Source organism: Desulfobaculum sp. SPO524 (assembly GCF_044987625.1).
Classification (GTDB): Bacteria; Desulfobacterota; Desulfovibrionia; order Desulfovibrionales; family Desulfovibrionaceae; genus Desulfobaculum.
Window position 1 is genome coordinate 944,438 of the sequence record NZ_JBJDSB010000002.1, and the last position, 24,537, is coordinate 968,974.

The following is a 24,537-nucleotide window of genomic DNA, read 5'->3' on the forward strand; positions in this document are numbered from 1 at the left end:
CTCTTAGGTGTGCAGCAGTGCGCGGCTGATGGCCATGTAGCCTTCAACGGCCTTGTGCAGTTGATCAAGCTCAATGTACTCGTCGTCGGTGTGGGCCAGCGTCTCAAGGGACGGACCGTAGCCGAAGGTCTTGATGCCCGCTTCACCGGCATAGTGACTGCCGTTGGTGCAGAAGGCGTAGTGGTCGATCTTCGGGCTTTGGCCGATGCCGCGCAGCGCCTCAAGGGTGCTCTGCACAAAGGCTTCGTCCTCGCTGTATTCCCATGCGGGGAAGAACCGCTCCGCGCTGATGGTCTCGCCGGTGTGGCACGGGGCCTCATCAATGGCGAGGCTTGCCGTGGCTTTGAAGTCCGGGTCTTCGGCCTTCAGGGCGTTGATGGCGTTTTGGATGGGCTCAAGGATGCTCTCCTTGGTCTCGCCCACCAGCGTACGGCGGTCGTAGGTGACGCGGCAGCCGGAGGGCACCACGGATGCACCGGGATAGGGGGACGACTTGATGTCCGTCAGGGCGTTGGTGCCCTTGCCGAGCATGGGATGCTCCGGCGGAGTCAGGGCTTCTACGCGGCGCACCAGCTCCATCATCTTGTGGACGGCGTTGATGCCTTCGTCCGGAGAGGCGGAGTGCGCGGGCTTGCCCTCGGTCTCCAGCACGATTTCGGCGCGGCCACGCTGGGCAATCTTGACGTTTAGCTGCGAGGCTTCGCCAATGACAACGTAGTCCGGCTGCACGTTCTTGCTGATTTCGCGGCCGGCCACACCCTCAAAGCACTCCTCGTGCACCACTCCTGCGACGTAGATTTCGCCAGCAAAGTTGCGGTTCTCGGGCTTGGCCATTTCGGCGGCGGCAACGGCCATGGCGGCGACAGCGCCCTTCATGTCCGAGGTGCCACGGCCGTACATGCGGCCGTCCTCAATCTCCGCGCCAAAGGGCTTTTTGGTCCAGCGGCGCTCGTCCACGGGCACGGTGTCTATGTGGCCGTCAAAGAGGATTTTGGGACCGGGGGCGTTGCCCTTAACGCAGCCGATGATGCTGCCGTAGCGGTCGATGGTGACTTCGTCGAAGCCCGACTCCTTCATGAAGGTTTCAAGGACGGAGACGACGCCGGCTTCCTCGCCGGAGACGCTGGGCTGCTGGATAATATCGGCGCACAGGGCGACGACGGCGTTTTTTGCTTCCTCGTGTATCACGTGCCTCTCTCCTTATTCGTCCACTTCGGGGTAGGCGCCGTACCAGGTGATGCGGCGGTACATTTCGGGGTCGGTGTCGCCTTCCGTGCTGATGACCAGAACGCGGGAAGATTCGTCCAGTTCCAGGTTTTCACGGATGGCGGCAAGCTCGGGGCGGTGCATGATGCACTCCACGATGCCGGTGGTCACTGCGCCGGACTCGCCGGAGATGACCTTGGGGTCGCTCCCCTTGGGCGCGGCCAGCATGCGCATGCCGTTGGCGGCAACCCAGTCCGGGCAGGAGATGTAGCCGTCGCTGTAGTCGCGGAGGATGCCCCAGCCCACGGTGTTTGGCTCGCCGCAGGCAAGACCGGCCATGACGGTGGCCATGTCGCCCGTGACAAAGTGCGGGTCGCCGTCTGCGGCCTGCGCAGAGCGGAAGATGCAGTCCGCAAGCTCCGGCTCAACGATGACGGTCTTCGGCCTGTCGTCGCCGTAGCGCGCGGCCAGAAGGCCCTGCACGCCGCCGGCAAAGGAACCGACGCCAGCCTGCAGGAAAACATGGGTGGGACGCGCGCCTTCCTGCTCCTCAAACTGCTCCAGCGCCTCAAAGGCGAGGGTGGTGTAGCCCTGCATGATCCAGCCGGGAATCTTCTCGTAGCCGTCCCATGCGGTGTCCTGCACCATGACCCAGCCCTTTTCCTGCGAGTTCTGCCAGGCAAGGCGCACGGCGTCGTCGTAGTTCATGTCCGTGATGCTGGCGTCTGCGCCTTCTGCGCGGATGTTGTCCAGACGCGCCTTGGCCGAGCCTTTGGGCATGTAGATGACGGACTTTTGCCCCAGCTTGTTGGCGGCCCAAGCGACGCCGCGGCCGTGGTTGCCGTCCGTGGCTGAGACGAAAGTGATTTCGCCTACAGCCTCGCGCACTTCGGCGGAGCAGAGCTTTTCCATGCTCATCTCGGAGATGGGCGTGTCCAGCACTTCGCAGATGTGGTTGGCAATGGCGAACCCGCAGCCCAGCACCTTGAAGGCATTGAGGCCAAAGCGCTTGGACTCGTCCTTCACGTGGAAGCTGGCCACGCCAAGGTCGGCGGCGAGGGCGGGCAGGCCCACCAGCGGGGTGGGGGCGTAGCCGTCAATGGTGCTGAAAAAGTCGCGCGCCACTTTGGCATGCTTGACGGACAGAAAATCGACATCGACCTTCTGTGTGGCCGCACGGGCCGTTTTGTTGGCAATGAAACGTGTTGTGCTCATGTGTCCTGAATCCTTAAAGGTCCGCGATGACTTCAATCTCGACCAGTGCGCCCTTGGGCAGCGCGGCAACCTGAACGCAACTGCGTGCGGGATAGCCGCCGGTGAAGTATTCGGCATAGATGTCGTTCATGGTGCCGAAGTCCTTCAGGTCCTGCAGAAAAACGCCCACCCGGCAGACGTTGTCACAGGTGGCGCCAGCCTCGTTCAGGATGGCCTTGACGTTTTCAAGGCTCTGCCGTGTCTGGGCCTCGATGCCCTCGACCAATTCGCCCGTGGCGGGGTCGACCGGAAGCTGGCCGGAGACGTAGAGGGTGCCGTCCTTGATGACGGCTTGGGAGTAAGGTCCGATGGCGGCGGGGGCCGCATCGGTATTGAGTACGGTTTTCATTGTACCTCCTTGGATTTCAACGTGATGTGAAACTCTCTAAGGCAAGGAGGGTGCCAACATGGAGCGATTTCTAAAAAGTGTATGTATTCCAGAGCGTTGCTGGATTATGCCGCATCTGAAGGCCCTACGTTGCTGCGGTTTTGCTTCTCAAACTGAAAAATAATTCTCGTATCGAGAATAAACTTTTGCTATAGCCAAAATGCCTTGTTTGACAGGGCTTTTCATCCACTACCCCGAGGCGGAAGCCTCCATCCAGCAAAAAATGTCGTGAAAGCTATTTTCATTTTGAGAAGCGGAGCCAGAGCATGATTGAGACCATTGAGCCATCCATCCGCCGCATTGCGGAAGTTATATCCATTGTTATCGGGCTTGATGTGGAGGTGGTGAACTCCTCCTTTACCCGTGTGGCGGGGACGGGGCGCTACGCCCAAGGGGTGGGGACCAGCATCATTGATGCCGGGCAGGTTTACCGCACGGCGCGGCGCTCCGGGCATCCTGTGTATGTGGAGAAGCCGCGCTTTCACCCCATCTGCAACGGCTGCAAGAAGCGCGATACCTGCGAGGAAAAGCTCACCCTGTGCGCGCCCATCATGGTGGACGGCAAGGTGGAGGGTATTATTGGCATTATCTGCTTCAATGAGCAGGACAGAGCGCGGATTCTGGAAACACGGGATTCGTTCCTGACCTTTATTGAGCTGATGTCCAACATGGTTGCGGGGTCCATTGCGGATACCAAGCGTCTGCAAGCCATGTCGCAGACGGTGGAGATGCTGCAGGGCGTGGTGGATGCGTATTCCGATGGGGTGTTCGTGTTCGGCAGGGACGGGGAGATTACGTATGTGAACTCCCACGCGCGGCGCATGATGAAGCTGCGGCAGGACGTTTTGCCCCGCGCGGTGGACATGACGCCCACCGGCAACACCGTGGAGGACGCCGAGGAATACGACCTGCGCTGTAACGGCGTGGAACTGACGGTTATGGCGCGGACCGTGGAGCTTGTGGGCGACGATGCGCGCTTTGCCAAGCTGGTGATCTTTGAAAGCCAGCGCGACTATATGCGCCGGATGTCGCGTATCAGCTCGCAGCCGCACGGTGAGGGGCTTGGAGCCATCCTTGGCGAGTCTCCGGTCATTACCAAGTTGAAACAGCGCGTGCAGAGCATTGCCACGTCGTCTTCAACGGTGCTCATCACGGGCGAGAGCGGCACGGGCAAGGAGCTGTTCGCCCGCGCCATCCACAAGGAAAGCGACCGCCGCGACCAGCCGTTTATCGCCATCAACTGCGGGGCCATTCCGGATACGCTGCTGGAAAGCGAACTGTTCGGCTACACCAGCGGCGCGTTTACCGGGGCGCGCTCGTCCGGACGCGTGGGCAAGTTTGAACTGGCCAACGGCGGCGTGCTGTTCCTTGATGAAATCGGCTCCATGCCGCTGTATTTGCAGGTGAAGCTGCTGCGCGTTTTGCAGGAGCGCACCGTCATCCGCCTTGGCTCCAACAAGCTCATCAACATCGACATCCGCGTTATCGCCGCCACCAACGACAATCTGCAGGAGCAGATTGCCAACAACACCTTCCGGAGCGATTTGTTCTACCGCCTCAACGTCATCCCCTTTGAGATTCCGCCCCTGCGCGACAGGCTGGAGGACGTGGACATGCTGACGGAGCACTTTTTCCGCAAATACGGGGAGCGCTTCAACAAGCGCCTTGAGCACATCTCGCCGCAGTGCATGGAGATGCTGCGCAGCTACCCGTGGCCCGGCAATATCCGTGAGTTTGAGAATGCCATTGAATTTATTGTCAATATGATGCCCGCCAGCGGCGAGGTGACGCCGGACTGCCTGCCAGCCTTCCTGCACGCCATCAAAACCGACGCCCCGCGCCTTGAGGTTGCCGATGATATCCGCCCGCTGGACGAAGTGGAGCGCGAGGCCATAGCCAAGGCTTTGGAGCGTTTCGGCACGTCCACCAGCGGCAAACGCCTCGCCGCCAAGCGCCTTGGCATCGGTCTGGCGACTCTCTACCGGAAAATTCAATTGTACGGGCTGTAGGCGGGGATCTATTTGTTTTTGTTAAAGAAGGCTTCTATAATAGTCTTTTGGAGGTTTGGACCGAGTCTACATGTCACGCTATTTCTATTTGCTATTCTAAAATAACATCTGGATGATTTTAATTTTAGATGAGCATACAATTTATTCTTGCACATTTTGTCTTCTGATAAATTCTCGATGAAGAATTCCATCTGTTTATCTTTAAAATCCTCGATCGAGAGCATTGCAAAAGATTCATCCATAGGTTCTATTGTTGTGCATAAATTTTGAAATTGAGGTCCGTTTGTTTTTACTATGGCATGCTTTTTCCTGAAAAAACCAATTGAATAACCATATGTTACTATTCGGGCTTTTTTCTCACCAAGGTTGGCGACCTTAATAAGGAGTACCTCTTGAGGTTGTCTTCCTCCAGATAGTGCATACCTAATATCGCACGTGCCCTTGAGGTGGGGCGACAATTGTCTCCATACAGTCCATGCCGCAATGGAGGTTGCCCCTACCGTTCCGAAGGCAGTGAATACACCAGTGATACAGTTGATGAGTTCATAGGATGGCATCTCTAGCTCCTTTGCTTTGTGTCTTGACGCAACAAAAAACCCCTTCCGCCGAAGCGAAAGGGGTTTGATAATCATGGTAGCGAGGAGAGGACTTGAACCTCCGACACTGCGGATATGAGCCGCATGCTCTAACCACCTGAGCTACCTCGCCATTTTGTTGGTGTGACGTGTTCCGTCACCCGCGGAGAAGACGTCTACGCACTTCTCAGGATATTGCAAGCACTTTTCGGGAAAAAGTCCAAAAAAGTTAGTCCAGTGCCCATCCTTCGCCGTTCGGGCCGCAGGTCATGACCTGAGCGCCGGCGGCGGTGACGGCGATGGTGTGCTCAAAGTGGGCGGAGGGACGGCGGTCCTTGGTCACGATGGTCCAATGGTCCGAGAGGGTCTCCACGTCCTTCACGCCAGCATTGATCATCGGCTCAACGGCGATGACCATGCCCTGCTTGATGCGGAAGTCCGTGCAATTGCGCGAGAAGTAGTTGGGCACCTGCGGCGGCTCCCACATGCTTTCGCCAATGCCGTGCCCCACAAGGGATTCCACGACGGAGAAGCCGCAATTACGTGCGTGCTTGGCCATCTTCTTGGCGATTTTGCTCCATTTTACGCCGGGGCGGATGTCTTTGATGGCGATGCGCAGGCACTCTTCGGTGGCGTCCATGAGCGCGCGCTTTTCGTCGTCAATGGTGCCAATGGCGTGGGTGCAGGCGCAATCCGCGCACCAGCCGTTAATCTTGAGGCCGATGTCTACGCTGATGATGTCGCCCTCCGCCAACTGGCGGGACGAGGGGATGCCGTGCACAACTTCCTCGTTCACGGACATGCAGCACGTCGCCGGGAAGGGCACTTCGCCGGGAACACCCTTGAACAGGGGAACAGCGTTGTGACCGATGATGAACTTTTCAACCTCGGCGTCGATGGCCTCGGTGGTGACTCCGGCCTCCGCCATGTCGGCGGCAATCATGTGGGCCTGCCACAGCAGCTGACCCGCCTCGCGCATCAGCGCGATCTCTGACTTCTTCTTGAGCTTCAAAGTAGCACTCCGGTTTTTTCCATACGCAAAGGGCAAGCTCATACTCCAACGTGCGGCCATGTCAACCATAGGCGGCATGAAGCCTGTATTCCCAGCCTCGCCCTCGGATTTTTGCTCTTGCGGGCCGCTGCCCGCGTTGCGCCCCTATGGTACGCGCACAAGCGCCAAGACGCCATGCCCGTGCGGAAGCGGCAGCGGACGCCGGGCCGTGTTGACACGGCGCAGTGGATGCCTATAGTTCTCGTTTGCTGGCAGGGCATACGTCACGTTGGCCGCCAAAGTTGAACCTGTAACGTAAAGAGATAGTGCCTCATGAATCTTGAAGAACTCACTCCGTCCGGCGCGGCCCAGTCCGCGCAGGAAGCCGATACCGCCAAGGTCTTTGTCCCCAAGGGCGTCTGCTCCAAGATGATCCGGTTCGAGGTTGAAGACGGCAAGCTCCATAACGTGGAATTCACGGGCGGCTGTCCCGGCAACCTCATCGGCATCGGCCGTCTTGTGGAAGGCATGCCCCTGACCGAAGTGGCGGAGCGCCTGCGCGGCATCCGCTGTGGCCGCAAGTCCACATCCTGTCCCGACCAGCTCGTGGAAGCCATTACGCCCTACATCGAGGGCTAATGCGCCTCGCGCGCTGCTGACGACGTGTCTCCAAGCCCCCGGTCTCCGGGGGCTTTTTTTTGCCCAATGGCGCGGAGTGAGGGCGAGTGCAGGGGGCAAGCTCACGCCGTTTCCGTGGCGCAGGAGCGCGGAATCTGCTATGTGTGGAGAACGCCCCGGCGTGCGCGCAGCGCCTCCCGGCGGCGGAAACCTCCCTCAAGCACAAGGAGAAAGCGCCATGACCATCCTGACCGGCATTTTGATGCTGTTTATCCTTGTCCTTGTGTATGGCTCGCGCAATGTTTTCCTCGCCGTTGTCGTCTTTACGGGCGGCGTGGGCGCGGGGAGCATACTGCTCATTGGCGTTGGCCGTCTGTTTTTGGAGTTTGCGGGCACGGCGGGGGAGACGAATTTCCTGTCCATCACCCTGTGCGCCGCTTTGGTGATGCTGCTCGCCGCCTCGGGAATAGGGCTTTTACGGCGCTTGCTACGCTGGTAGCGCCTTTTTTCAAGACGTATCCATAGCCATTCATTGGCCGTAAAAATCCGCCTCCGGCACTGCTGGAGGCGGATTTTTGCATTCATGGCCGCTCCTTATCCGACGCATTGACTCTGCGCCGCTTGGCGCATCCACCAAAAAAAAGCCGTTTTTCGCCATGCTGGGGCGTGTTCGCCCACAGAAGGAACATGGGCGCATCTGCCCGCCCTTGCTTTTGATGCACGGATTTGCATGCGCCGCTTTGCGCGCCGCTGTTCGGTCTTTCTGCATACCCACCGTGGTGAATTTCCCTACACGTCAGTGTGTTGCCCTGATTGCCGCTGTGGCGTGGCGCAGGGTATAGGCCTGTCTATATCTCGGGGTTCCAGAAATTGCACGACGGATATTTAATGCAGTCAGTACGGCACATCAATCCAGAGGCGCAATACAGATATGCAGAAAAAGAACTCACATCACAATCGAAGATGGACCCGGCTGGAGGAAGCAGCGTTTCGCATTATGAATGCACGGGACGATGAGCTTTCTCAAATGACAGTGCAGAGCCTTGCGGATGATATCGGCATTACGCCGACGCATCTCTGCCGCCTGTACAACAAGCGGTGCGGCGAAAAGAAAAGACACCTCGCGCGGCTGTCCATTGAGTGGGAAAAAATGCGCAGGGCGCGCCGTCTTTTGGAGTGCAACAGGGAAATCCGCGTGGAGCAGGTGGGAAATCACTTCGGCATTGCCAAGGAAGAGGACTTTTGCCGCAAGTTCAAGGAGCACTTCCACGTCACACCCGGACAATATCGAAAACACTATTTTCTGCAGAAAAAACGAGTGGAGGAGATGCAACAAGGAGAGTGCGTATGAAGTGATACCCCCATGCGGCACGTGGAGCAAAAAGCAACCGAAGGCAAATGACAACAACCCTACAAGGAGACAACACCATGCAGTATTCCATTCAGTTCGTGAACAATTCCACCAACAGTGGCGACTTCTGCGTTTTCCAAACGCCGCCGGACATGAGCAACTCCAACATTCTGTCCTTGGCGTGGCTGACCAAGCGCTGCCATCCCAAGAACTACCGCCTGAAATTCACGTGGAGCATCGACTACAACTTCACGTGGAGCGAAGTGGGCGAGCTGATTCCCGGCGTGGTCTTTGACGCCCAGCAGCTGTGGCCCGCCGACCTCGTCACCGCCAACCATGTGGACTTCACGCGTTATGACGGCGCGTACACCTTCCTGGACCAGCGCAAGGGCGCGCAGGCCGGCAACCTCTACATCCATCAGGACGACACTATCCCGCTGCGCGAGGCCTCCGTTGGCATCGCCATGGGTGGCAAGGCGTCCTTCGCCGTGGAGGCGCAGCCCAACCTGACGGAAGTCTTCATCCCGCATCCCACCTACTGGGTGGCCTTCGGCGATTACGTGGAAGGGCAGGTGCTGGACGTTGAAACCATCACCAACAAGGCCGTGGTTGAGTTCCCGCCCAACGTCTACAACATGACGGCAACCCTTGGCGCGGACAACGCGTGGACCATTACCCCCGCGAAGTGCTAGCAGCCGCCGCGCGGCCCGGCCTGTACCGGGCCGCGCTTTCCAACACGTCATAATGCCGGAGGCGCGCCACCCGGCGTCAGCGCCGGCTTGGAGGGACCATGCGAAAACTCATCGGGAGTCTGCTTGCCCTGTGTGCGCTTCTGGCGGCCTGCTATGCGTCGATTCAGGCGCAATGCTTCGATGTCGCAACCCGGAATCTGTACCCGCCGGCTGTCATCCTCGCCTACACCGAGGGCAATGGCACAAAGCTGCGCACCGCGCTCAATACCTTCATCCATCAAAACACAACATTTGGGAGCTATGCTTCAACGTGGAATTCGCTGTTCTGGACGGACGGCTATCCCAATGCCACGGTGCGTCTTCTCTATAGCCGCAACATCCTCCCCACAGGCGACAAGTGCAGCGATACCTACACCAGTCCGTACTGCTGGAACAGAGAACACCTCTGGCCAACCAGCAAGATGCGCAATGACAACAAAAAAAGGAAGTGGATTGAAGGGCATGTTAAAGCCGCGGTGGACCTGCATCACTTGTATCCCGCCAACAGCAAAATCAACCGCGACCGTGATAGCCACGATTTTGCGCCGGGCGGAACCAGCTTTGTGTTCAACGGCACAACGTACAAGATGACGGCAACGACCTTTGAGCCGCCTGACGAGGTCAAGGGCGACGTGGCGCGGGCACTCTTCTATATGGATGTGATGTATGATGGAGCATTCGGCAACACCGGCAACCTGACGCTTGTGGACTCGAATGCAACCAGCACCAATGACACCAATCTGGGCAACCTTGCCGAGCTTCTCACGTGGCACACGCAAGATCCCGTCAGCGATTGGGAGCGGACACGGAACTCGCGGGTCCACTTCACGCAGGGCAACCGCAACCCCTTCATCGACTGCCCGGAATTCGTCAGCATCATTTGGCCACCTGCAAACGCCACCAACTCCACCCCCTAAGCGCCTTGGCTCCCAAGGCATCCCAAACCGGGCAGACATATGTCTGTCCGTTTTGGTGCTGAGGTGGGGCCTTGAGCGAAAGGGGCAGGGCAGGCGTATTCTCGCGCCTTTGCCTCGCTTGTGAGGGGGCATGGGCGCGTTGCGCTGGAGAGGGGAGGAGGGACTGGGCACCCAAATACAGAAAAAGCCCCTTCCGCTTTCGCAGAAGGGGCTGTGCAATCAGTGGTAGCGAGGAGAGGACTTGAACCTCCGACACTGCGGATATGAGCCGCATGCTCTGACCACCTGAGCTACCTCGCCACTTTATGGGTGCCGCGCTGTGAGTTTTGCCTCACCGCGTCGGGAATTGGCTTATAGGGAGTTTCAAAATTGAATGCAAGGGAAAAATACGATTTTTTCAAAAAATCCCCATCTGCCAGCAGACAAGAACGATTGGCGCGATGGCGAGACGGTACCATGCGAAGGGCCGCAGTGTCACCTTGCCAAGCAGGCTGATGAAGACCTTGATCGCCAGCCACGCGGAAATGAAGCTGACGACGAAACCAACGGCCATGAAAGGAATATCCGCCGCGGTGAACAGGTCGTAGCTTTTGAGCAGGTCGTAGCCGGTGGCCGCGAACATGATGGGCACAGCGGCGATGAAGGAGTATTCTGCAGCAACGGTACGCCGCGCCCCCAGAATCATGCCGCCCATGATGGTGGCGGCGGAGCGCGAAAAGCCCGGCCACAGGGCAAGGCACTGAAACGCGCCAATGCCGAGGGCCAAGAGTGGCGTCACCTCGTCAAGGGTGTTGGTATGCGCGGGGCGCTGTTTGCGCTCCACCCACAAAATGGCCAGCGCGCCAACCCCAAGGGCGAGGGCGACGGTGTAGGGGCCAAAGAGGTGGGTTTTTATGAAGTCGTGGGCGGCCAGTCCGGCCAGCCCTGCGGGCAGCGAGGTCAAAAACAGCAGCCACAGGCCGTATATTCCGGAAAACCGGCGCTCCTCGGTTGGGCGGACAAGCCCCCAAAAGCGCTCCCAGTACAGAACAACCACCGCGAGGATGGCGCCAAGCTGGATGACCACCTCGAACGTGTTGGCCTTTTGCCCCGTGAATCCGAGCAGGTGCCCGGTGATGATAAGATGCCCTGTGGACGAGACGGGCAAAAACTCTGTCAGCCCCTCCACAACGCCAAGGATGGCGGCTTGGACGATGGATTCCACATTCGTCTCCTTGAGAGTATATGTTATGTGCGGCGGTTATGCGCCGTCACCAGCGCCTAGCCCATGCGTGGACAAGTTGCAAGCACCCCGGTGATGGTGTAGATGCCAGTGAACCCCGCAACCCGGCGGGAAGGAGGGACTATGACGACGATTATGCCCGAGAGTGAACTTCTGCGCCGTGCGGTTCGTTGGTTGAGTGAGCAGCTTGAGGATGAGCCAAAGGACATTCACGCCCTTGTGCAAGAGGCCTCTATGCGGTTCAACCTTGGTCCAAAGGACGAGGAACTCCTCGTGGAATTCTACAGAAAGAACCTCAAGAAACAGGACGACTCCCCTGCGTAATCCGCTATTTCCATCACTTTTGCAACGACAGATGTTCAAGGAACTCGCCACGCTCTTTGCGCTGTGTGCGGGGTCGCTTCTGTCGCTTCTTCTTATAGGCAGACTGCTTCAACTGCGGGATATCCTTATCAGTCAGAGCCTTGGTTTTGTGGACATCCTCAAAATGTTCGCCTACCTCAGCCCGTTCTTTCTGCTGTTGCTCATACCCATCGCGTGCATGCTGGCCGTGTTCCTGACGCTGCTGCGTATGAATACGGACCTCGAAATTACGGCGTTGCGCGCGTCCGGCGTGAGCCTGTACCAGCTTTTGCCCGCGCCGCTGCTTCTTGCGCTGCTGTGCACCGCCGCAACGTTTTGGATATCCTTTTCCGGCCTTGCTTGGGGTATGGAGAACTTCCGGTCCACTATGCTGGAGCTGGCGCGCTCCAAGACGCAGCTTGTTCTGCAACCCGGCGTCTTTAATATGGATTTTCCGGGGCTGACCCTCTATGCCCAAAATGCGGACACCAAGAGCGGCAAGCTGAAAACCGTGTTCGTCAAGGACGCCTCCAGCGGCGAGCGCGCGTCAACCATCCTTGCGCCCACAGGCGTTATCAAGACCAACAAGGATGAGGGCGAAATCGTCTTCCAGCTGGAAAATGGCAAGATTTACCGCCACGAAAAGGATGGCCTGAGCGTTATTGGCTTTGGCACCTATCAGGTGCGCATGGACCTTTCGCGCATGTTCCATGGCTACAAGCCCGGAGACGTCCGCCCCAAGGAAATGTCGTGGACACGGCTGCATGAGCTGGATGACAAAAACATCAGCGAAGGCGTGGACGACAACTGGGCGCGTAAAATTCGCGTGGAAATCCAGAAGAGGGTGGTTCTGCCGCTGGCTTGTCTGGTGCTTGGGCTGTTCGCCATTCCCATGGCGTCCATGTTCAGCGGCCTGCACAGACACTGGGGGCTGCTCCTCGCGCTGGGTTTCTTCCTTGCGTACTACACGCTGTTGTCCCTTGGCCTGTCCCTTGGCGAAACCGGTGTTTTGTCCCCCGTTGTGGGGCTGTGGCTGCCGGATGTGCTGTTCTTCTTCGCCGGACTCTACGGCCTGCGGCAAGCGGCCAATGAACGCTCCATCCCCGTGGTGGAGTGGATGCGACACCTGAGAACGCTGGGACGGAAGGCCGAACATGTTTCATAAGACGCTCAATACCTATCTGCTGCGGCAGAACATGTTCTATATCCTTACATGTCTTGCCGTTGGTGCGGGCCTGTACCTGCTGACCGACGTGTTCGACAGGTTGGACGACTTTCTGGAGGCGGGCCTTGGCCTGTCCACCATCGCGACGTACTTCGGGGTGAAGCTGCCGCTGATTATCTCGCAAATTCTGCCTGCGGTGTTTTTGCTGTCCGTGGTGTCCCAGCTGTGCCTGATGGCGCGCCACCGCGAGCTGCTGGCCCTGCGGGCTGGGGGCATTTCTTTTGGCCGCCTGTCGTCGTTCTACATTGCCTACTCCCTGCTGTGGTGCGTGATTCAGCTTGTTTTCGCGCAGTTTGTGGGCGTGTATGGGCAGCAGATGTCCAGCCGTATCTGGGCCGAGGATGTGCGCGGCAATGTGGTGGAGGAAACCACCATGCGCAACCTGTGGCTGAAAGAGGGCGATTATATTGTCGAAATTGCCGAGGCCGTGCCCGCGCTGCGTCAGGCGCGCGGCGTTCACATCTATCAGCTGAGCGAAGACCGCCGCTCCCTCACCCATCAATACGACGCCGCTTCCGCCGAAGCCAAGCCCGGCCACTGGGTACTGCAGGACGCAAGCGTGCTGAACCCCCAGACCTTCCGCTATGAGAAGCACCCGGAAGTGACCGTGCCCATCAAGCAGGACCTCAAGGCCTTTTTGGCGGTGGACCCGGACATGGACCCGGCCCAGCTTCCGCTGTGGCAACTGAGCGATACCATCTCCAAGCTGGAGGAATCCGGCTCCAATGTGGAGGTGTTGCTCACCTCGTGGCACAGCAAGTGGTCGTACGCATTCTCCATCCTTGCCATGGGACTTCTTGCCATGGCGCTGGTGACTATGTCGGAGAATATTTACCTGAACATTGCGCTGTCGCTGGTGCTGACCTTTGCGTATTATGTGGTCTTTATGATTGGCATGACGCTGGGTCAGAACGGCGTTTTGCCGCCTGCCATCGGCGCTTGGCTGGGCAATATTGTCTTCTGCACCCTTGCCGGGGCGCGCCTTATATGGTGCGCTATCCCCACACGCCAAAACGCGTAGGGCGCGCCGTACGATGAACCAACAAAAAACGCTGCCGGAGTGATGCTCCGGCAGCGTTTTTTTATGTCGAATTGCGCAGTGGTGTCGCGCGGCGGGGTGGACTACTCGTCCTGCGCGGCCTCGCGGAGGGCCGTCCAGATTTGGTCCTGTCCCATACCGGTCTTGGAGGAGCTGATAATGGGCTTGGCGCCGCCAAGAATGTTCTGCCACTGATTCTGGCGCTGGGAGCGCTCCTTCTGCTTGACCTTGTCGGCCTTGGTCAGGATGGGGATGATGTCGATGCCCAGTTCCTGCAGGTAGCCCACCAGTTCAAGGTCAATCTTCTGCGGAGTCAGGCGCGAGTCCAGCAGCACGGCCACGGCGCGCAGCCATTCGTTGCGCTTCAGGTACGCGTCGATGAGCTTGGCCCATTTTTCGCGCTCCGTCTTGGAGCACTTGGCGTAGCCGTATCCCGGCAGGTCCACGAGGTAGAAATCGTCGGGCTTGACCTTGTAAAAATTCAGACTACGGGTTTTGCCGGGAGTGGAGCTGATTTTCGCCAGCTTCTTGCGCCCGGCAAGGCTATTGATGAGCGATGATTTCCCAACATTGGAGCGTCCGGCCATGGCGACCTGTGGCGCGGGCATTTCCTCCAGCTGGTTCATGAGGTAGATTGTCTTTTCAAGTTCGAGCATCGGGTGCATATGGGCTATCCTGCGCGTGGTGCGCTTTCGTTAGGTTCTATGGTTTGCGGCCAGTCGCGGGGCGCGAGTATGCCCGGATTCTTTGGATTTGCCAACCACAGGGGAAACATATAATACAGAGGCGCTTAGGACGGACGCATCATGCGGCCGTCATTGTCGTTTTCCAAAGGATACCCGAACATGGCAAAATATTCGATACTCGTGCTCAACGGCCCGAACCTCGGGCATCTTGGCGTGCGCCAGCCCGAAATCTACGGCAGCCACGGCATGGACGACGTCCCGGACCTTGTCGCCTCGCTTCTTGGCCCAGCGGCCAGCGAGGTGGAGCTGACCTTTGACCAAAAAAATGGCGAAGGCGAACTCATCGACAGGCTGGAGGCGGCGCGGGAACAGGGTATTGACGGTGTGGTGCTCAATGCCGGAGCGTATACGCACACCAGCCTTGCTTTGGCGGACTGTCTGGCGTGGATTGGCATCCCCTTTGTCGAGGTGCATATTTCCAATGTTTGGGCGCGGCAGGAACCGCTGCGCCACACGAGCCACATTGCCAGACACGCCCTCGGCATCATCGCCGGTTTCGGTATCGAGTCCTACGCCCTTGCGGTGGCAGCCGTCGTGCGGCGGCTCTCGCAGGGTGATGTCTAAAATTTTTTGTGATATTCCGCTATATTGGGAGGATGAATGTACTCAACGACTGATTTTAAGAACGGCCTGAAAATCGAAATGGACGGAACCCCTTACGAGATTCTGGAGCACCAGCACCACAAGCCCGGTAAGGGGGCCGCCGTCATGCGCACCAGACTGCGCAACCTGCTCAACGGCCGCGTTATCGATAAGACCTTCCGCTCCGGCGAAAAGGTCGCCAAGCCCGATCTGGAAACCCGCGGCATGCAGTTCCTCTACCGTGAGGGCGCTTCGACGCTGGTCTTCATGGACATGACCTCCTACGAGCAGATGGAAGTGCAGGCCGACCAGCTCGGCCCCAGCGCTGGCTTCCTCGTGGACGGCTCCGAAGTGAAAATCATGGTCTACCAGGGCCGCGCCATCGACCTCGATATGCCTGCCTCCGTGGTGATGGAAGTTATCGAGACCGAACCCGGCATCAAGGGCGACACCGTCAGCGGCGCAACCAAGCCCGCCACGCTGTCTTCCGGCGTTAACGTGCTGGTTCCGCTGTTCATCAACATCGGCGATTCCATCAAGGTTGACACCCGCTCCGGCTCCTACATCGGCCGCGAATCCTAAGCAAAAGGAATGAAGCGGCGCGCCGTGATGCCATGGCGCGCCGCCCCCCGCATATATCATGGAGGAACGCACACAAAACGGCGCCAAGCTCCTGAAGGAGATTATGGCCCTCGCACTCGCCTTTTGGGCGCTGTTGCTGTTTATTTCCCTTGCGACCTACAGCCCGCTGGACCCCAGCCTGAACCACGCGGTGAGCAGTGGGCACAAGGTCCACAACGCTGCAGGGCTCATTGGCGCATATCAGGCCGATTTGCTGGTCATGCTGTTTGGCGTGGCAAGCTACCTGTTCCCCATCGCCTTAGCCGCCTTGGCCGCAGGCAATTTTGTCCATCGGCTGTTCCCTGTGTGGTGGCGCTGGGTCGGGGTTTATCTCTTCTTTGTGGCGCTCAATAGCTTTGGCGCGTCGGACTGGGCACGCGAGCACATCCGCATCGGTGCCATTTCGGGCGGCGGCCTGCTTGGCGCCGTCCTGTATAACGAAGCCCAATACTATCTGCGCCCCCTTGGGGCGTTTCTTGTCTGGCTGTTCACCTTTTTGGTGTCGCTGCAGCTTATGGCCGGCCTCACGTGGGCCGGATTTGCCAAGCGCATCCGCATGCGCTGGCTGGACGCCATCGCCAAGCTGACCGAACGCGCCGCGCGCCGTCGCCGCAAGCGTGAAGACGACGCAGCGGCAAAAGCCGAAAAGGCCGATACAAAGGCAGAGAAGAAGAGCAAGGGCCGCAAGTTGCTGACGCCAAAGTTTGGCAAAAAGAAAAAGGCCGAGGCTGAGGGCGAGGACGAGTACATCCCGTCCCTGTCCGCCACCCAAGCGGAGGCGCAGGGTGAGCCGGAAGCGCAGGCGAAGCCTGCGACCAAGGCCACTGCGGCCAAGAAAGCCCAGCCTCAGCCCGTTAAGAAACCTATCGACACCTCCGGCCCGCCCAAGGTGGACTTCCTCAAAGCGCCCCCGGCGGACGCGGAAGTCATCCCCAAGGACGTGCTGGAAACCAAGGCCAACGACCTTGAGACCTGCCTCTCGGACTTCGGCATTCAGGGCGAAGTGAAGGGGGCCGATCCCGGACCGGTGGTCACGATGTTTGAATACAAGCCCGCCCCAGGCGTAAAAATCAGCAAGATTGCCAACCTTTCCGAGGACTTGGCCCTTGCCCTGCGCGCCAGTGCGGTGCGCATTGAAGCGCCGCTGGCCGGCCGCGACACCGTGGGCGTGGAAATCCCCAACGAGAACCGCCAGACGGTCTTCTTGCGGGAAATTATCGATTCCAAGGCGTTCAAGTCCTCCAAGTCGCTGTTGACCCTTGCCCTTGGCAAGGACATCTACGGCAAGCCCTGCGTGGCCGACCTCGCCAAAATGCCGCATTTGCTGGTGGCTGGCGCGACTGGTCAGGGTAAGAGTGTGTGCTTGAACTGCCTGCTCCTTAGCTTTTTGTACAAGGCGTCACCGGAGCAGTTGAAGCTGCTTCTGGTGGATCCCAAGCGCATTGAGCTGTCTGTGTACTCCAAGCTGCCCCATCTGGTGCACCCGGTGGTCACGGACATGGCGCTGGCCAAAAACGCCCTCGACTGGGCCGTGTACGAAATGGACAAGCGCTACGACGCCATGGCGCGCCTTGGCGTGCGCAATATCGAGGGCTACAACAACAAGCTGAAAAAGCTGGGTACCGAGCGCCCCGAGGGCTGCGAGGACCTAGAGCCCATCCCGTACCTCGTTATTGTCATTGACGAGCTTGCGGACCTGATGCTCACGGCGCGTAAGGAAGTGGAAACGTCCATCGTGCGGCTGGCGCAGTTGGCGCGTGCGGCGGGCATTCATATGATTCTGGCAACGCAGCGCCCCTCCGTGGACGTTGTGACCGGCCTCATTAAGGCGAACTTCCCCAGCCGTATTGCCTTTACCGTGACCTCGCCGCAGGACTCGCGCACCATTTTGGACAGCGTGGGCGCCAACCATCTGCTGGGCAAGGGCGATATGCTCTTTAAGCCCGGTGGCGGCAAGCACAACCGCGTGCATGGCGCACTGGTGGACGAGGACGAAATCGGCAATATCATTGAGTATTGGGAAGCCAAGGCCAAGCCCGAGTTTGATCTCGACTTCGGCCAATGGTCCAAGGACGGCGACGCGGCCAACGGTGGCGCAGGTGGCAACGGCGGCGGTGGCGGCGACGGCATCCCCGACGACCCCATCTACGCCGAGGCCGTGGAATTCGTGATGGAGCAGGGCAAAGCGTCCATCTCCCTCATTCAGCGCCGTTTCCGCATCGGCTTTAACCGCGCGGCCCGCTTTGTCGAGCAGATGGAGCAGGACGGCGTGGTTGGTCCCGCCGACGGCAGCAAGCCCCGCAAGGTTATTGTGGGACGCGAATAAGCGCGCCGCCCCGCGGCGGAGCTTTGGAAAACACATAAAACGGCCCGGTCACCCTTTGTATGGTGGCCGGGCCGTTTGCTGTTTTGGAGGGGGCGCTTGGCGCATCAGGAGCGGGGCGACTTCCCACAGTGTGGGAGCCGCTGTGCATGCTGTGTTGTGTACGGCGCGGCGCTTTGGCTCCGGGCTGTTTGGGATGGGTGCTCAGTGTCCTGCCGGAGACCGCCCGTATGGGCCGCGCTTTCGCCTAGCTTGCCGGAGGCGAGGACGAGGACGAAGCCGCGCGCGTGGGCGGGACCTCGTCGCTAAAGGTGCGGTCCTCGGTCCAGACATAGCGGAAGGGACACATGCCCCCGCCCGTGCTGATGGTGGTGGCGCGGGCCAGTTGCAGATGCGGGGAATAGCCCTTGGCAAAGGCAAGGTCGCGACGGCACGAGATGGTCCATGCCAGCTCCGGCGAAAGCCCCATTTCCTTGATGTACATGTGCGCGTATTGGCAGCGGGTGATGTCCAGCGCAAAGACGTCGCCTTGGATTTCGCGCCTGTCGATATCCAAGGCATTCCCGGCGCGCATAAGGTCGATGAAGGTTGCAAAGTGCTCAAGGCTGGGGCCGTTGGGCGCGGCGGCGGCGAAGCGCTTTCCGGCGGCTTCCGCCTCGGCGTCCACGGCTTCTCCGATGAGGGCGAGGGCCTTTTCGTCCCCGAAGCGTTGTGACAGCACGGCAAACATGCGCGCCATCATTTGGGCCTCCACCCGGCGACGCTCCAACTGGGATAGCGGCGGATGTGTCATGGATTCCCTCCGGTTGCAAATGCACAAGACCAATCGAAGTGGCGCGGGCCACCGTCCTTGCGCCATGCCACGTGGTGTGGCATCTGGACATTTGGACGAAACCCGTGCATTCCTGTCGGGAAACACACTGTAATTTTTACAGCTTTTCACTATGAACTGCAACAACTCAACGAACTTCGGAGGACACATGCGCCAACGCAGTATCGTGGCGATACTGGTCGCGCTGATGCTTTGGGCATCGGGCGGGGCCGTTTGTGCACAGCAAAGCGCGTCCGCTGACGATGCAGCGGAGATAACCGCACGCATGCAGGAGAAATACGAGGCCCTGACGGGCTTCTCTGCGGACATCGTGCAACGCCTTACCAACGCGGCAAACGGTTCAACGCAAACGCGCACCGGCGCGCTGGCCTTCAAGAATCCCTCGCTGGTGCGCTGGCAGACGGCCACCCCGGAGGAGGAACTCCTCGTGGTGGGGCAGGACGCCGTGTGGGATTATTTCCCCGAGGAAGGAACGGTCTACCGCTACACGGTGGAGCAGGTGCTCGGCTCCAAGACCATGCTTCGCTTTTTGTCCGGAAAGGCCCGGCTGGACGAGGAATTCTACGTGACGCCCCAAGGCCGCGAGGATGGCTACATTAAGCTGGAGCTCATACCGCACACGCCGGAATCCAACCTTGTGCAGGCCTATCTGTGGCTGACGCCGGAGAGCTTTTTGCTGCGCCGGGTGGTTATTGTCGACTTTTTTGGCAACGAGAACGACGTTACCCTCACCAAGCTGCATCTGAATCCAGATTTCCCGGACGGACATTTTACCTTCACGCCGCCGGAAGACGTGGAAATCGTGGAGAACAGCAAGCCATAGGACGGTGCGCCCCTGCGTGTGCAAACTTGATTTGACCACGGCCTATCCGCAGTACTACTCGGCGGAGCCTCGCCCGCATTTGGTTGATTTTCCGCCTGCTGCCTACCTGTGCGTCAATGGACAGGGCAGGCCGGGCGGGCACGAGTTTGAGCGGATGGCCGCCGCAGTGACGGCCCTTGCCTACGGCGTGAAGCATCTGGCGCGCGAGGAAGGCCGCGATTTTTACATGCCCAAGCTGGAGTCCCTGTGGTGGGGCGATGGCGGGGCGGATGTGCTGGAAACCCCGCCGGAGCGCTGCAACTGGAAACTCCTGCTGCGTATGCCGGAGTTCGTTTCCTCGCCCAGTGTGGAGGCCGTGCGTCCGGAGGTCGTCCTGCGCAAACAAAACTCGGACATCCTCGACGTGCGCTTCGAGTACTTGGAGGAGGGGGCATCAATGCAGATGCTCCACGTTGGCCCGCCGGACAGCCTGCCACAAGCAGTGCGCGCCCTGCGCGCCGCACTTGCTGAACGCGGTTTTACCCCATGCGGCCCCTTGCACTGCCTCTACCTCTCAGACCGCAAAAAATCCTCCCCCCAGCGCCGCCGCATCATCATCCGCTATCCGGTGGGGTGAATTGTGTGCGGCGCCGTTTCGCAGAACGTTTTGCATAAACAAAAGGCACCCATTCCGGGTGCCTTTTGTCGTTTGGATGCGTGAAAAGTGAGGAGCGGACGGGCTAGCGTTCGCCGGAGCGCTTGCCTTTGGCCGGGCGTGTAGGGCGTCCGCCGCGTGGGCGGCCACCGCCAGAATCGCCGGGGCGGTCTGCGCCGCGCCAATTTTCTGTGTTTGGCCTGCCGGAGCGTGGGCCTGCGGGACGGCCTTTGCCTCCGCGTGGGGCGTCGCCATACGGACGGCTGTCTCCTGAAGTGCGGCGTGGTTTGCCGCCTCGGGGACCTGCGCCCTGTTTGCCGCCGTGGCCGGACTTTTGGGGCGACGGCGTACCGGCGGGAGAGCCGCCCTGAGCCGGGGCCGGGGCGGGCATGTCCACGGCTGTCAGCAGGGCCGTGCGTTCGGCGTGGGTGAGTTCGCGGGCCTTGCCCTTGGGCAAACGGCCAAGGCGGACCGGGCCCTGTGCAATGCGCTCCAGCCGGAGGATGGTCAGGCCAAGGTCGCGGCACATACGCCGGATTTGGCGGTTTACGCCCTGAATGAGCGTCATGGTCAGCAGAATTCCCTCGCCGCCGTCGCGGCTGGCCTCAACAGGCACTGGCGCAAGGCGTTCGCCTTCGGCCAGCGTCATGCCTTTGCGCATCACGTCCAGCTTGTCTTCGGTAACGCCGCCGCGGACGCGGACGTTGTAGACCTTGGGCAGATGCCAGCGGGGGTGCGTGAGGCGGTTGGTCAGCTCGCCATCCGTGGTGAGGAGCAAAAGTCCCTGCGAGTAGTAGTCCAGCCGGCCAACGGGAAACACGCGGCGTCCCCTCTGGGCCGGGGGCAGCAGGTCCAGCACTGTTCGGCGGCCCTGCGGGTCGCGCGCGGTGGTGACGACCTCCACGGGTTTATTCATGACGAGGTAGACGTGTTCTTCCTGTCCGGGAACGGGAATGCTCACGGGGGATCCGTTGACCTCCACCACGTCGGTGGCGGGGTCGATACGCAGACCGGGCTGGTCCGCGGGCTGACCGTTGACGCGCACGGCTCCGCTGGCCACTAACTCGTCGGCGGCGCGGCGGGAACAGACTCCGGCCATGGCTAAGGCGCGGTTGATGCGCAGCAATGTCGGGGAATCGGAAGAGGGCGTCTCCGCAGAGGCGGGACGCCCGGAAGATTTCGGGGTGTTCTTGGGCATGCCCCGTAACTAGACGTTAATGACCTTGGTGGCAAGCTGAAGACTTGTCACCACGTCCAGCATGTTGGTGGTTTCGCCTACGGCCTTCTGACTCAGCAGGCCAAAATGGTCCAGACAGGTGCCGCAAACCAGCACGGTTGCGCCCATCCGTTCCAGCTCCTGAATCTTTTCGCAACACGGATTGCCGGCGATGGCCAGCTTGACGCCGCCGTTTACGAGCACTACGCGCCAGAGTTCCTCGCCAAACTCAGGCAGGGTGGCCAGAAAGTTTAGCATCAGCTTGGAGCCAAGCTCGTCGTCACCGCCGCCCAGCACGTCGCGCTGGATGAACACCGTCACCTTTTGGTCCACGGCGGCAAGCTCGGCGGAGCTCATAATCTGGCAGGCTTCGCATTCTGCGCCATCCTGCGCGGCGGCCTCAAGGCGTCCGGTAATCATCCAGCCACCCTCGGTCTCCGAGACGGAAGCCGCATAGCCTTTGGTTCCAATGAACCGGCTTACGTTCTCCTTGGCGGCTTCATTATCAACAATAACGGAGAATTCGGCCGGAGCTTCGGCTTCTATGTGCTTTTTGGCGGTCAGGACAGGTTGCGGACAGGGTAGGCCTTTGCAGTCGAGTATATTCTTTGTCATTATGCGGGGTCTCCTTAATCCATGTATGGAAACGCGAGAAAGCCAGCGGGTCAAATTGATAGTTCCGATTGCAATACGCCAAATGCATAGACAAACCTGCTAACAGCGCCAAGCCCTACGGCGCGGGCGCTTGTCTGAAACTCTGAGTGGTTGGGCGTGGCGAAGCCGCCCTACGCACCAACGCGTGACAGCCCGGAGGGCAGGGCGCGAGCACGCGTAGGGGGACACGGGGCAGGGATATCCCCGGCTGGCGGCGGATGCGCCGGTTGCGCCGCGAAGCCTCTTTTATCTAAGGACATGCCCGCTACGCCCTCGCGTGGCCCCTCGCGCACAAGCTCGCACCCCAAAATGCCCGGGCGTAGCGGGCGTGCTCCGGAATTTCCTCTGGATTTCGGGGCGGGAATCCTTTATCTGTACGCGTTTGCGCGCGTTGCCGCATCCTGCGGTTCTCGCACAAAGACAAGATCATCCTTCGGGAGTATACGTGGCAAAGCAATACGATAGAAAGGTCAAGAGCATCCCGCTTCTCAAGCGCTCTCTGGGATATTTCACCCCATACAAATTCCGCATTTTTCTGGCCGTAATCTCTATGGCCATCGTGGCCGCCTGTTCCGGCGCGGCCGCATATCTCGTCAAGCCGGCCTTCGACGATATCTTCGGCAACAAAAATGAGCAGGCCCTGCTTATTATCCCCGCTGCATACGTTGCGGTTTTCCTCATTAAGGGTGTTTTCCGTTACCTGCAGAACTTCGAAATGCGTATGTGTGGCCTCAAGGTGCTGGAAACACTGCGTAATGAGCTACACGACAAGATGATGCATCTGCCTGTTGGCTTCTTTGAGGAACAGCAGGTGGGCAACCTGATGTCGCGCATCACCATGGACGTCTCCATGATTCGCAACAGCCTGCCGTCCATCGTCATGCTTATCCGGCAGGCGCTGGAGATGGTGGGGCTTATCTGCGTGGCGTTTTATCAGGAGCCGTTTTTGGCCTGCATCGCGCTTGTGGGTTTTCCTCTTGCCGTTTATCCGGTTGTTTTCTTTGGTAAAAAGCTGCGCAAAATTGGCCGCAAAAACCAGAGCAAAATTGCGGATATCAACGTCATCCTGCAGGAAATCTTTAACGGTATCCGCGTGGTCAAAGCCTTTGCCAACGAAGAGCGCGAAACCGAAAAGTTCGCCAAGGAAAATAACAGGCTGGTCAAGATTGCCGGAAAGGAAGTCGTGTTCAGCGAGCTGTCCTCCCCGGTGATGGACCTTGTGGGCGCTGTAGGGACCGCATTTGTTATGTGGTACGGCGGCACGCAGGTTATTGAAGGCGCGACCACGCCGGGTTCGTTCTTTTCCTTCCTCGTCGCGGTGGGCCTCATGTACGCCCCGGTAAAGAAGCTGAACAGCGCGAATATGGAGATTCAGCGCGCCCTTGCCGGCGCAGAACGCGTATTCGACATCCTCGATTCCCCGGAGTACACCATTGAGCAGGACGGCTCCGCCATTTTGGAGGGAGACTTTAAGGAACTCCACCTTGAGGGCGTGACTCTGCATTACCCCGGTTGCGAGGCTCCTGCGCTGGACAACGTGACGCTGTCCGTGAAGGCGGGCGAGCAGGTGGCCCTTGTGGGCCCAAGCGGCGCGGGCAAGACCACGCTGGTCAATATGATTCCGCGCTTCTACACGCCGCAGTCCGGCCGCATTATGTTAAATGGCCGCAATGTGGACGAATACACGCTGGCCTCCCTGCGCCGGAACATTGGCATTGTCAGTCAGGATACGTTCCTGTTCAATGCCTCGGTCTTGGAGAACATCGCCTACGGCAACGATTCTCCGGATCCGGACGTGGTGCGAAAGTGTACGGAGATGGCCTATGCCGACGGGTTTATTCAGGAGTTGCCCTCAGGCTACGATACCGTGCTTGGCGAGCGCGGCACCAAGATTTCCGGCGGCCAGAAGCAGCGTTTGACCATCGCCCGCGCGCTCTACAAGGACCCGCAGCTCCTCATCCTTGACGAGGCCACCAGCGCGCTGGACACCCACGCCGAGCGCAAGGTGCAGGCCGCCCTTGAGAACCTGATGCATAACCGGACCAGCATCGTCATTGCCCACCGTCTGTCCACCATCCTTGGTGCGGACAAGATTGTGGTGATGGAGAGCGGGCGCATTGTGGCGCAGGGCACCCATGCCGAGCTTTTGGAATCCTGCGGCCTGTACGCCCAGCTCTACAACATGCAGTTCAAAAACGCCGGGCCTTCCGGCGAAGCCCCGGACGAGGCCGAATAGCC

At 59.5% G+C, this 24,537-nt stretch carries 25 protein-coding genes and 2 tRNA genes; 15 read left to right on the forward strand and 12 right to left on the reverse strand.

Annotated features, from left to right (window positions below; genetic code table 11):
- Nucleotides 1-3 precede the first annotated feature (3 nt).
- Genes ACI3L3_RS09815 through ACI3L3_RS09825 form a run of 3 tightly spaced genes read right to left on the reverse strand, consistent with a single transcriptional unit; the run spans nucleotide 4 to nucleotide 2,809 of the window.
- Nucleotides 4-1,188, reverse strand: a complete 1,185-nt coding sequence (locus ACI3L3_RS09815) for a YgeY family selenium metabolism-linked hydrolase (protein ID WP_404844931.1) — start codon at nucleotides 1,186-1,188, stop codon at nucleotides 4-6.
- 12 nt (nucleotides 1,189-1,200) lie between these two features.
- Nucleotides 1,201-2,421: a diaminopropionate ammonia-lyase gene (gene dpaL, locus ACI3L3_RS09820; protein WP_404844932.1), complete on the reverse strand. Its 1,221-nt coding sequence runs from the start codon at nucleotides 2,419-2,421 to the stop codon at nucleotides 1,201-1,203.
- Between the two features lie 13 nt (nucleotides 2,422-2,434).
- Entirely contained in the window at nucleotides 2,435-2,809 is a 375-nt protein-coding gene (locus ACI3L3_RS09825; RefSeq protein WP_404844933.1) for a RidA family protein, read from the reverse strand.
- Nucleotides 2,810-3,114: 305 nt separating this feature from the next.
- On the opposite strand from ACI3L3_RS09825, the gene ACI3L3_RS09830 reads away from it, so the two are divergent.
- Complete coding sequence (locus ACI3L3_RS09830; protein WP_404844934.1) at nucleotides 3,115-4,857, forward strand: sigma-54 interaction domain-containing protein; 1,743 nt, start codon at nucleotides 3,115-3,117, stop codon at nucleotides 4,855-4,857.
- Nucleotides 4,858-4,865: 8 nt separating this feature from the next.
- On the opposite strand, the gene ACI3L3_RS09835 is transcribed toward ACI3L3_RS09830, so the two are convergent.
- The 3 genes from ACI3L3_RS09835 to map all read right to left on the reverse strand — a co-directional run bounded on the left by ACI3L3_RS09835 (nucleotide 4,866) and on the right by map (nucleotide 6,444).
- Complete coding sequence (locus ACI3L3_RS09835; RefSeq protein ID WP_404844935.1) at nucleotides 4,866-5,414, reverse strand: hypothetical protein; 549 nt, start codon at nucleotides 5,412-5,414, stop codon at nucleotides 4,866-4,868.
- Between the two features lie 74 nt (nucleotides 5,415-5,488).
- Nucleotides 5,489-5,565: transfer RNA gene (locus ACI3L3_RS09840), tRNA-Met, on the reverse strand.
- 96 nt (nucleotides 5,566-5,661) lie between these two features.
- Nucleotides 5,662-6,444: a type I methionyl aminopeptidase gene (map, locus tag ACI3L3_RS09845; protein ID WP_404844936.1), complete on the reverse strand. Its 783-nt coding sequence runs from the start codon at nucleotides 6,442-6,444 to the stop codon at nucleotides 5,662-5,664.
- A 312-nt stretch (nucleotides 6,445-6,756) separates the two neighbouring features.
- Between map and ACI3L3_RS09850 the strand changes: the two genes are divergently transcribed.
- The 5 genes from ACI3L3_RS09850 (at nucleotide 6,757) to ACI3L3_RS09870 (ending at nucleotide 10,040) form a co-directional block, all read left to right on the forward strand.
- Complete coding sequence (locus tag ACI3L3_RS09850; protein ID WP_404844937.1) at nucleotides 6,757-7,062, forward strand: TIGR03905 family TSCPD domain-containing protein; 306 nt, start codon at nucleotides 6,757-6,759, stop codon at nucleotides 7,060-7,062.
- Nucleotides 7,063-7,279: 217 nt separating this feature from the next.
- The gene (locus tag ACI3L3_RS09855; RefSeq protein ID WP_404844938.1) at nucleotides 7,280-7,540 is read left to right on the forward strand and encodes a hypothetical protein; all 261 of its coding nucleotides are present in this window, start codon (nucleotides 7,280-7,282) and stop codon (nucleotides 7,538-7,540) included.
- Between the two features lie 432 nt (nucleotides 7,541-7,972).
- A complete protein-coding gene (locus ACI3L3_RS09860) occupies nucleotides 7,973-8,392 on the forward strand; it encodes a helix-turn-helix domain-containing protein (protein ID WP_404844939.1) in 420 nt (139 codons plus the stop codon).
- Between the two features lie 77 nt (nucleotides 8,393-8,469).
- A complete protein-coding gene (locus ACI3L3_RS09865; protein WP_404844940.1) occupies nucleotides 8,470-9,084 on the forward strand; it encodes a protein RhiA in 615 nt (204 codons plus the stop codon).
- Between the two features lie 98 nt (nucleotides 9,085-9,182).
- Nucleotides 9,183-10,040, forward strand: a complete 858-nt coding sequence (locus ACI3L3_RS09870) for an endonuclease I family protein (protein ID WP_404844941.1) — start codon at nucleotides 9,183-9,185, stop codon at nucleotides 10,038-10,040.
- 223 nt (nucleotides 10,041-10,263) lie between these two features.
- Here ACI3L3_RS09870 and ACI3L3_RS09875 read toward each other — a convergent pair.
- Nucleotides 10,264-10,340, reverse strand: a tRNA-Met gene (locus ACI3L3_RS09875).
- A 97-nt stretch (nucleotides 10,341-10,437) separates the two neighbouring features.
- Nucleotides 10,438-11,244, reverse strand: coding sequence for an undecaprenyl-diphosphate phosphatase (locus ACI3L3_RS09880; protein ID WP_404844942.1), 807 nt, complete (start codon nucleotides 11,242-11,244; stop codon nucleotides 10,438-10,440).
- A gap of 141 nt (nucleotides 11,245-11,385) precedes the next feature.
- Between ACI3L3_RS09880 and ACI3L3_RS09885 the strand changes: the two genes are divergently transcribed.
- The 3 genes from ACI3L3_RS09885 to lptG are packed head-to-tail and all read left to right on the forward strand — an operon-like array spanning nucleotide 11,386 to nucleotide 13,850.
- Nucleotides 11,386-11,586: a hypothetical protein gene (locus ACI3L3_RS09885; protein ID WP_404844943.1), complete on the forward strand. Its 201-nt coding sequence runs from the start codon at nucleotides 11,386-11,388 to the stop codon at nucleotides 11,584-11,586.
- Between the two features lie 19 nt (nucleotides 11,587-11,605).
- A complete protein-coding gene (gene lptF, locus ACI3L3_RS09890) occupies nucleotides 11,606-12,769 on the forward strand; it encodes an LPS export ABC transporter permease LptF (protein WP_404844944.1) in 1,164 nt (387 codons plus the stop codon).
- Entirely contained in the window at nucleotides 12,759-13,850 is a 1,092-nt protein-coding gene (gene lptG, locus ACI3L3_RS09895) for an LPS export ABC transporter permease LptG (protein WP_404844945.1), read from the forward strand. Before lptF ends, lptG begins: the two co-directional genes overlap by 11 nt.
- Nucleotides 13,851-13,951: 101 nt before the next feature.
- Here the strand turns inward: lptG and yihA are convergent, their stop codons facing one another.
- On the reverse strand, nucleotides 13,952-14,533 hold the full coding sequence (gene yihA, locus ACI3L3_RS09900) for a ribosome biogenesis GTP-binding protein YihA/YsxC (protein ID WP_404844946.1): 582 nt from the start codon (nucleotides 14,531-14,533) through the stop codon (nucleotides 13,952-13,954).
- A 180-nt stretch (nucleotides 14,534-14,713) separates the two neighbouring features.
- On the opposite strand from yihA, the gene ACI3L3_RS09905 reads away from it, so the two are divergent.
- Genes ACI3L3_RS09905 through ACI3L3_RS09915 form a run of 3 tightly spaced genes read left to right on the forward strand, consistent with a single transcriptional unit; the run spans nucleotide 14,714 to nucleotide 18,143 of the window.
- Nucleotides 14,714-15,178: a type II 3-dehydroquinate dehydratase gene (locus ACI3L3_RS09905; RefSeq protein ID WP_404844947.1), complete on the forward strand. Its 465-nt coding sequence runs from the start codon at nucleotides 14,714-14,716 to the stop codon at nucleotides 15,176-15,178.
- Nucleotides 15,179-15,214: 36 nt separating this feature from the next.
- Nucleotides 15,215-15,778, forward strand: coding sequence for an elongation factor P (efp, locus tag ACI3L3_RS09910; protein ID WP_404844948.1), 564 nt, complete (start codon nucleotides 15,215-15,217; stop codon nucleotides 15,776-15,778).
- Nucleotides 15,779-15,836: 58 nt separating this feature from the next.
- Nucleotides 15,837-18,143, forward strand: a complete 2,307-nt coding sequence (locus ACI3L3_RS09915) for a DNA translocase FtsK (protein ID WP_404844949.1) — start codon at nucleotides 15,837-15,839, stop codon at nucleotides 18,141-18,143.
- A 244-nt stretch (nucleotides 18,144-18,387) separates the two neighbouring features.
- Here the strand turns inward: ACI3L3_RS09915 and ACI3L3_RS09920 are convergent, their stop codons facing one another.
- Nucleotides 18,388-18,933 (reverse strand): L-2-amino-thiazoline-4-carboxylic acid hydrolase, encoded by a 546-nt coding sequence (locus ACI3L3_RS09920; protein ID WP_404844950.1) that lies wholly within the window; start codon nucleotides 18,931-18,933, stop codon nucleotides 18,388-18,390.
- 187 nt (nucleotides 18,934-19,120) lie between these two features.
- On the opposite strand from ACI3L3_RS09920, the gene ACI3L3_RS09925 reads away from it, so the two are divergent.
- Both ACI3L3_RS09925 and ACI3L3_RS09930 read left to right on the forward strand, forming a co-directional pair.
- A complete protein-coding gene (locus ACI3L3_RS09925) occupies nucleotides 19,121-19,795 on the forward strand; it encodes a LolA family protein (RefSeq protein WP_404844951.1) in 675 nt (224 codons plus the stop codon).
- A gap of 16 nt (nucleotides 19,796-19,811) precedes the next feature.
- Nucleotides 19,812-20,411, forward strand: a complete 600-nt coding sequence (locus tag ACI3L3_RS09930; protein ID WP_404844952.1) for a hypothetical protein — start codon at nucleotides 19,812-19,814, stop codon at nucleotides 20,409-20,411.
- Between the two features lie 103 nt (nucleotides 20,412-20,514).
- On the opposite strand, the gene ACI3L3_RS09935 is transcribed toward ACI3L3_RS09930, so the two are convergent.
- Both ACI3L3_RS09935 and yedF read right to left on the reverse strand, forming a co-directional pair.
- Entirely contained in the window at nucleotides 20,515-21,627 is a 1,113-nt protein-coding gene (locus tag ACI3L3_RS09935) for a pseudouridine synthase (RefSeq protein ID WP_404844953.1), read from the reverse strand.
- 9 nt (nucleotides 21,628-21,636) lie between these two features.
- Nucleotides 21,637-22,260: a sulfurtransferase-like selenium metabolism protein YedF gene (yedF, locus tag ACI3L3_RS09940; RefSeq protein ID WP_404844954.1), complete on the reverse strand. Its 624-nt coding sequence runs from the start codon at nucleotides 22,258-22,260 to the stop codon at nucleotides 21,637-21,639.
- 484 nt (nucleotides 22,261-22,744) lie between these two features.
- Between yedF and ACI3L3_RS09945 the strand changes: the two genes are divergently transcribed.
- Nucleotides 22,745-24,535: an ABC transporter ATP-binding protein gene (locus tag ACI3L3_RS09945; protein ID WP_404844955.1), complete on the forward strand. Its 1,791-nt coding sequence runs from the start codon at nucleotides 22,745-22,747 to the stop codon at nucleotides 24,533-24,535.
- Nucleotides 24,536-24,537: the final 2 nt, after the last annotated feature.

Bases quoted from the DNA above. Each gene is read 5' to 3' on its own strand.
- dpaL (WP_404844932.1), bottom strand. From the start codon at position 2,421: ATGAGCACAACACGTTTCATTGCCAACAAAACGGCCCGTGCGGCCACA.
- ACI3L3_RS09825 (WP_404844933.1), bottom strand. From the start codon at position 2,809: ATGAAAACCGTACTCAATACCGATGCGGCCCCCGCCGCCATCGGACCT.
- ACI3L3_RS09830 (WP_404844934.1), top strand. From the start codon at position 3,115: ATGATTGAGACCATTGAGCCATCCATCCGCCGCATTGCGGAAGTTATA.
- ACI3L3_RS09835 (WP_404844935.1), bottom strand. From the start codon at position 5,414: ATGCCATCCTATGAACTCATCAACTGTATCACTGGTGTATTCACTGCC.
- ACI3L3_RS09850 (WP_404844937.1), top strand. From the start codon at position 6,757: ATGAATCTTGAAGAACTCACTCCGTCCGGCGCGGCCCAGTCCGCGCAG.
- ACI3L3_RS09855 (WP_404844938.1), top strand. From the start codon at position 7,280: ATGACCATCCTGACCGGCATTTTGATGCTGTTTATCCTTGTCCTTGTG.
- ACI3L3_RS09860 (WP_404844939.1), top strand. From the start codon at position 7,973: ATGCAGAAAAAGAACTCACATCACAATCGAAGATGGACCCGGCTGGAG.
- ACI3L3_RS09865 (WP_404844940.1), top strand. From the start codon at position 8,470: ATGCAGTATTCCATTCAGTTCGTGAACAATTCCACCAACAGTGGCGAC.
- ACI3L3_RS09870 (WP_404844941.1), top strand. From the start codon at position 9,183: ATGCGAAAACTCATCGGGAGTCTGCTTGCCCTGTGTGCGCTTCTGGCG.
- ACI3L3_RS09885 (WP_404844943.1), top strand. From the start codon at position 11,386: ATGACGACGATTATGCCCGAGAGTGAACTTCTGCGCCGTGCGGTTCGT.
- lptG (WP_404844945.1), top strand. From the start codon at position 12,759: ATGTTTCATAAGACGCTCAATACCTATCTGCTGCGGCAGAACATGTTC.
- yihA (WP_404844946.1), bottom strand. From the start codon at position 14,533: ATGCACCCGATGCTCGAACTTGAAAAGACAATCTACCTCATGAACCAG.
- ACI3L3_RS09905 (WP_404844947.1), top strand. From the start codon at position 14,714: ATGGCAAAATATTCGATACTCGTGCTCAACGGCCCGAACCTCGGGCAT.
- efp (WP_404844948.1), top strand. From the start codon at position 15,215: ATGTACTCAACGACTGATTTTAAGAACGGCCTGAAAATCGAAATGGAC.
- ACI3L3_RS09915 (WP_404844949.1), top strand. From the start codon at position 15,837: ATGGAGGAACGCACACAAAACGGCGCCAAGCTCCTGAAGGAGATTATG.
- ACI3L3_RS09920 (WP_404844950.1), bottom strand. From the start codon at position 18,933: ATGACACATCCGCCGCTATCCCAGTTGGAGCGTCGCCGGGTGGAGGCC.
- ACI3L3_RS09925 (WP_404844951.1), top strand. From the start codon at position 19,121: ATGCGCCAACGCAGTATCGTGGCGATACTGGTCGCGCTGATGCTTTGG.
- ACI3L3_RS09935 (WP_404844953.1), bottom strand. From the start codon at position 21,627: ATGCCCAAGAACACCCCGAAATCTTCCGGGCGTCCCGCCTCTGCGGAG.
- yedF (WP_404844954.1), bottom strand. From the start codon at position 22,260: ATGACAAAGAATATACTCGACTGCAAAGGCCTACCCTGTCCGCAACCT.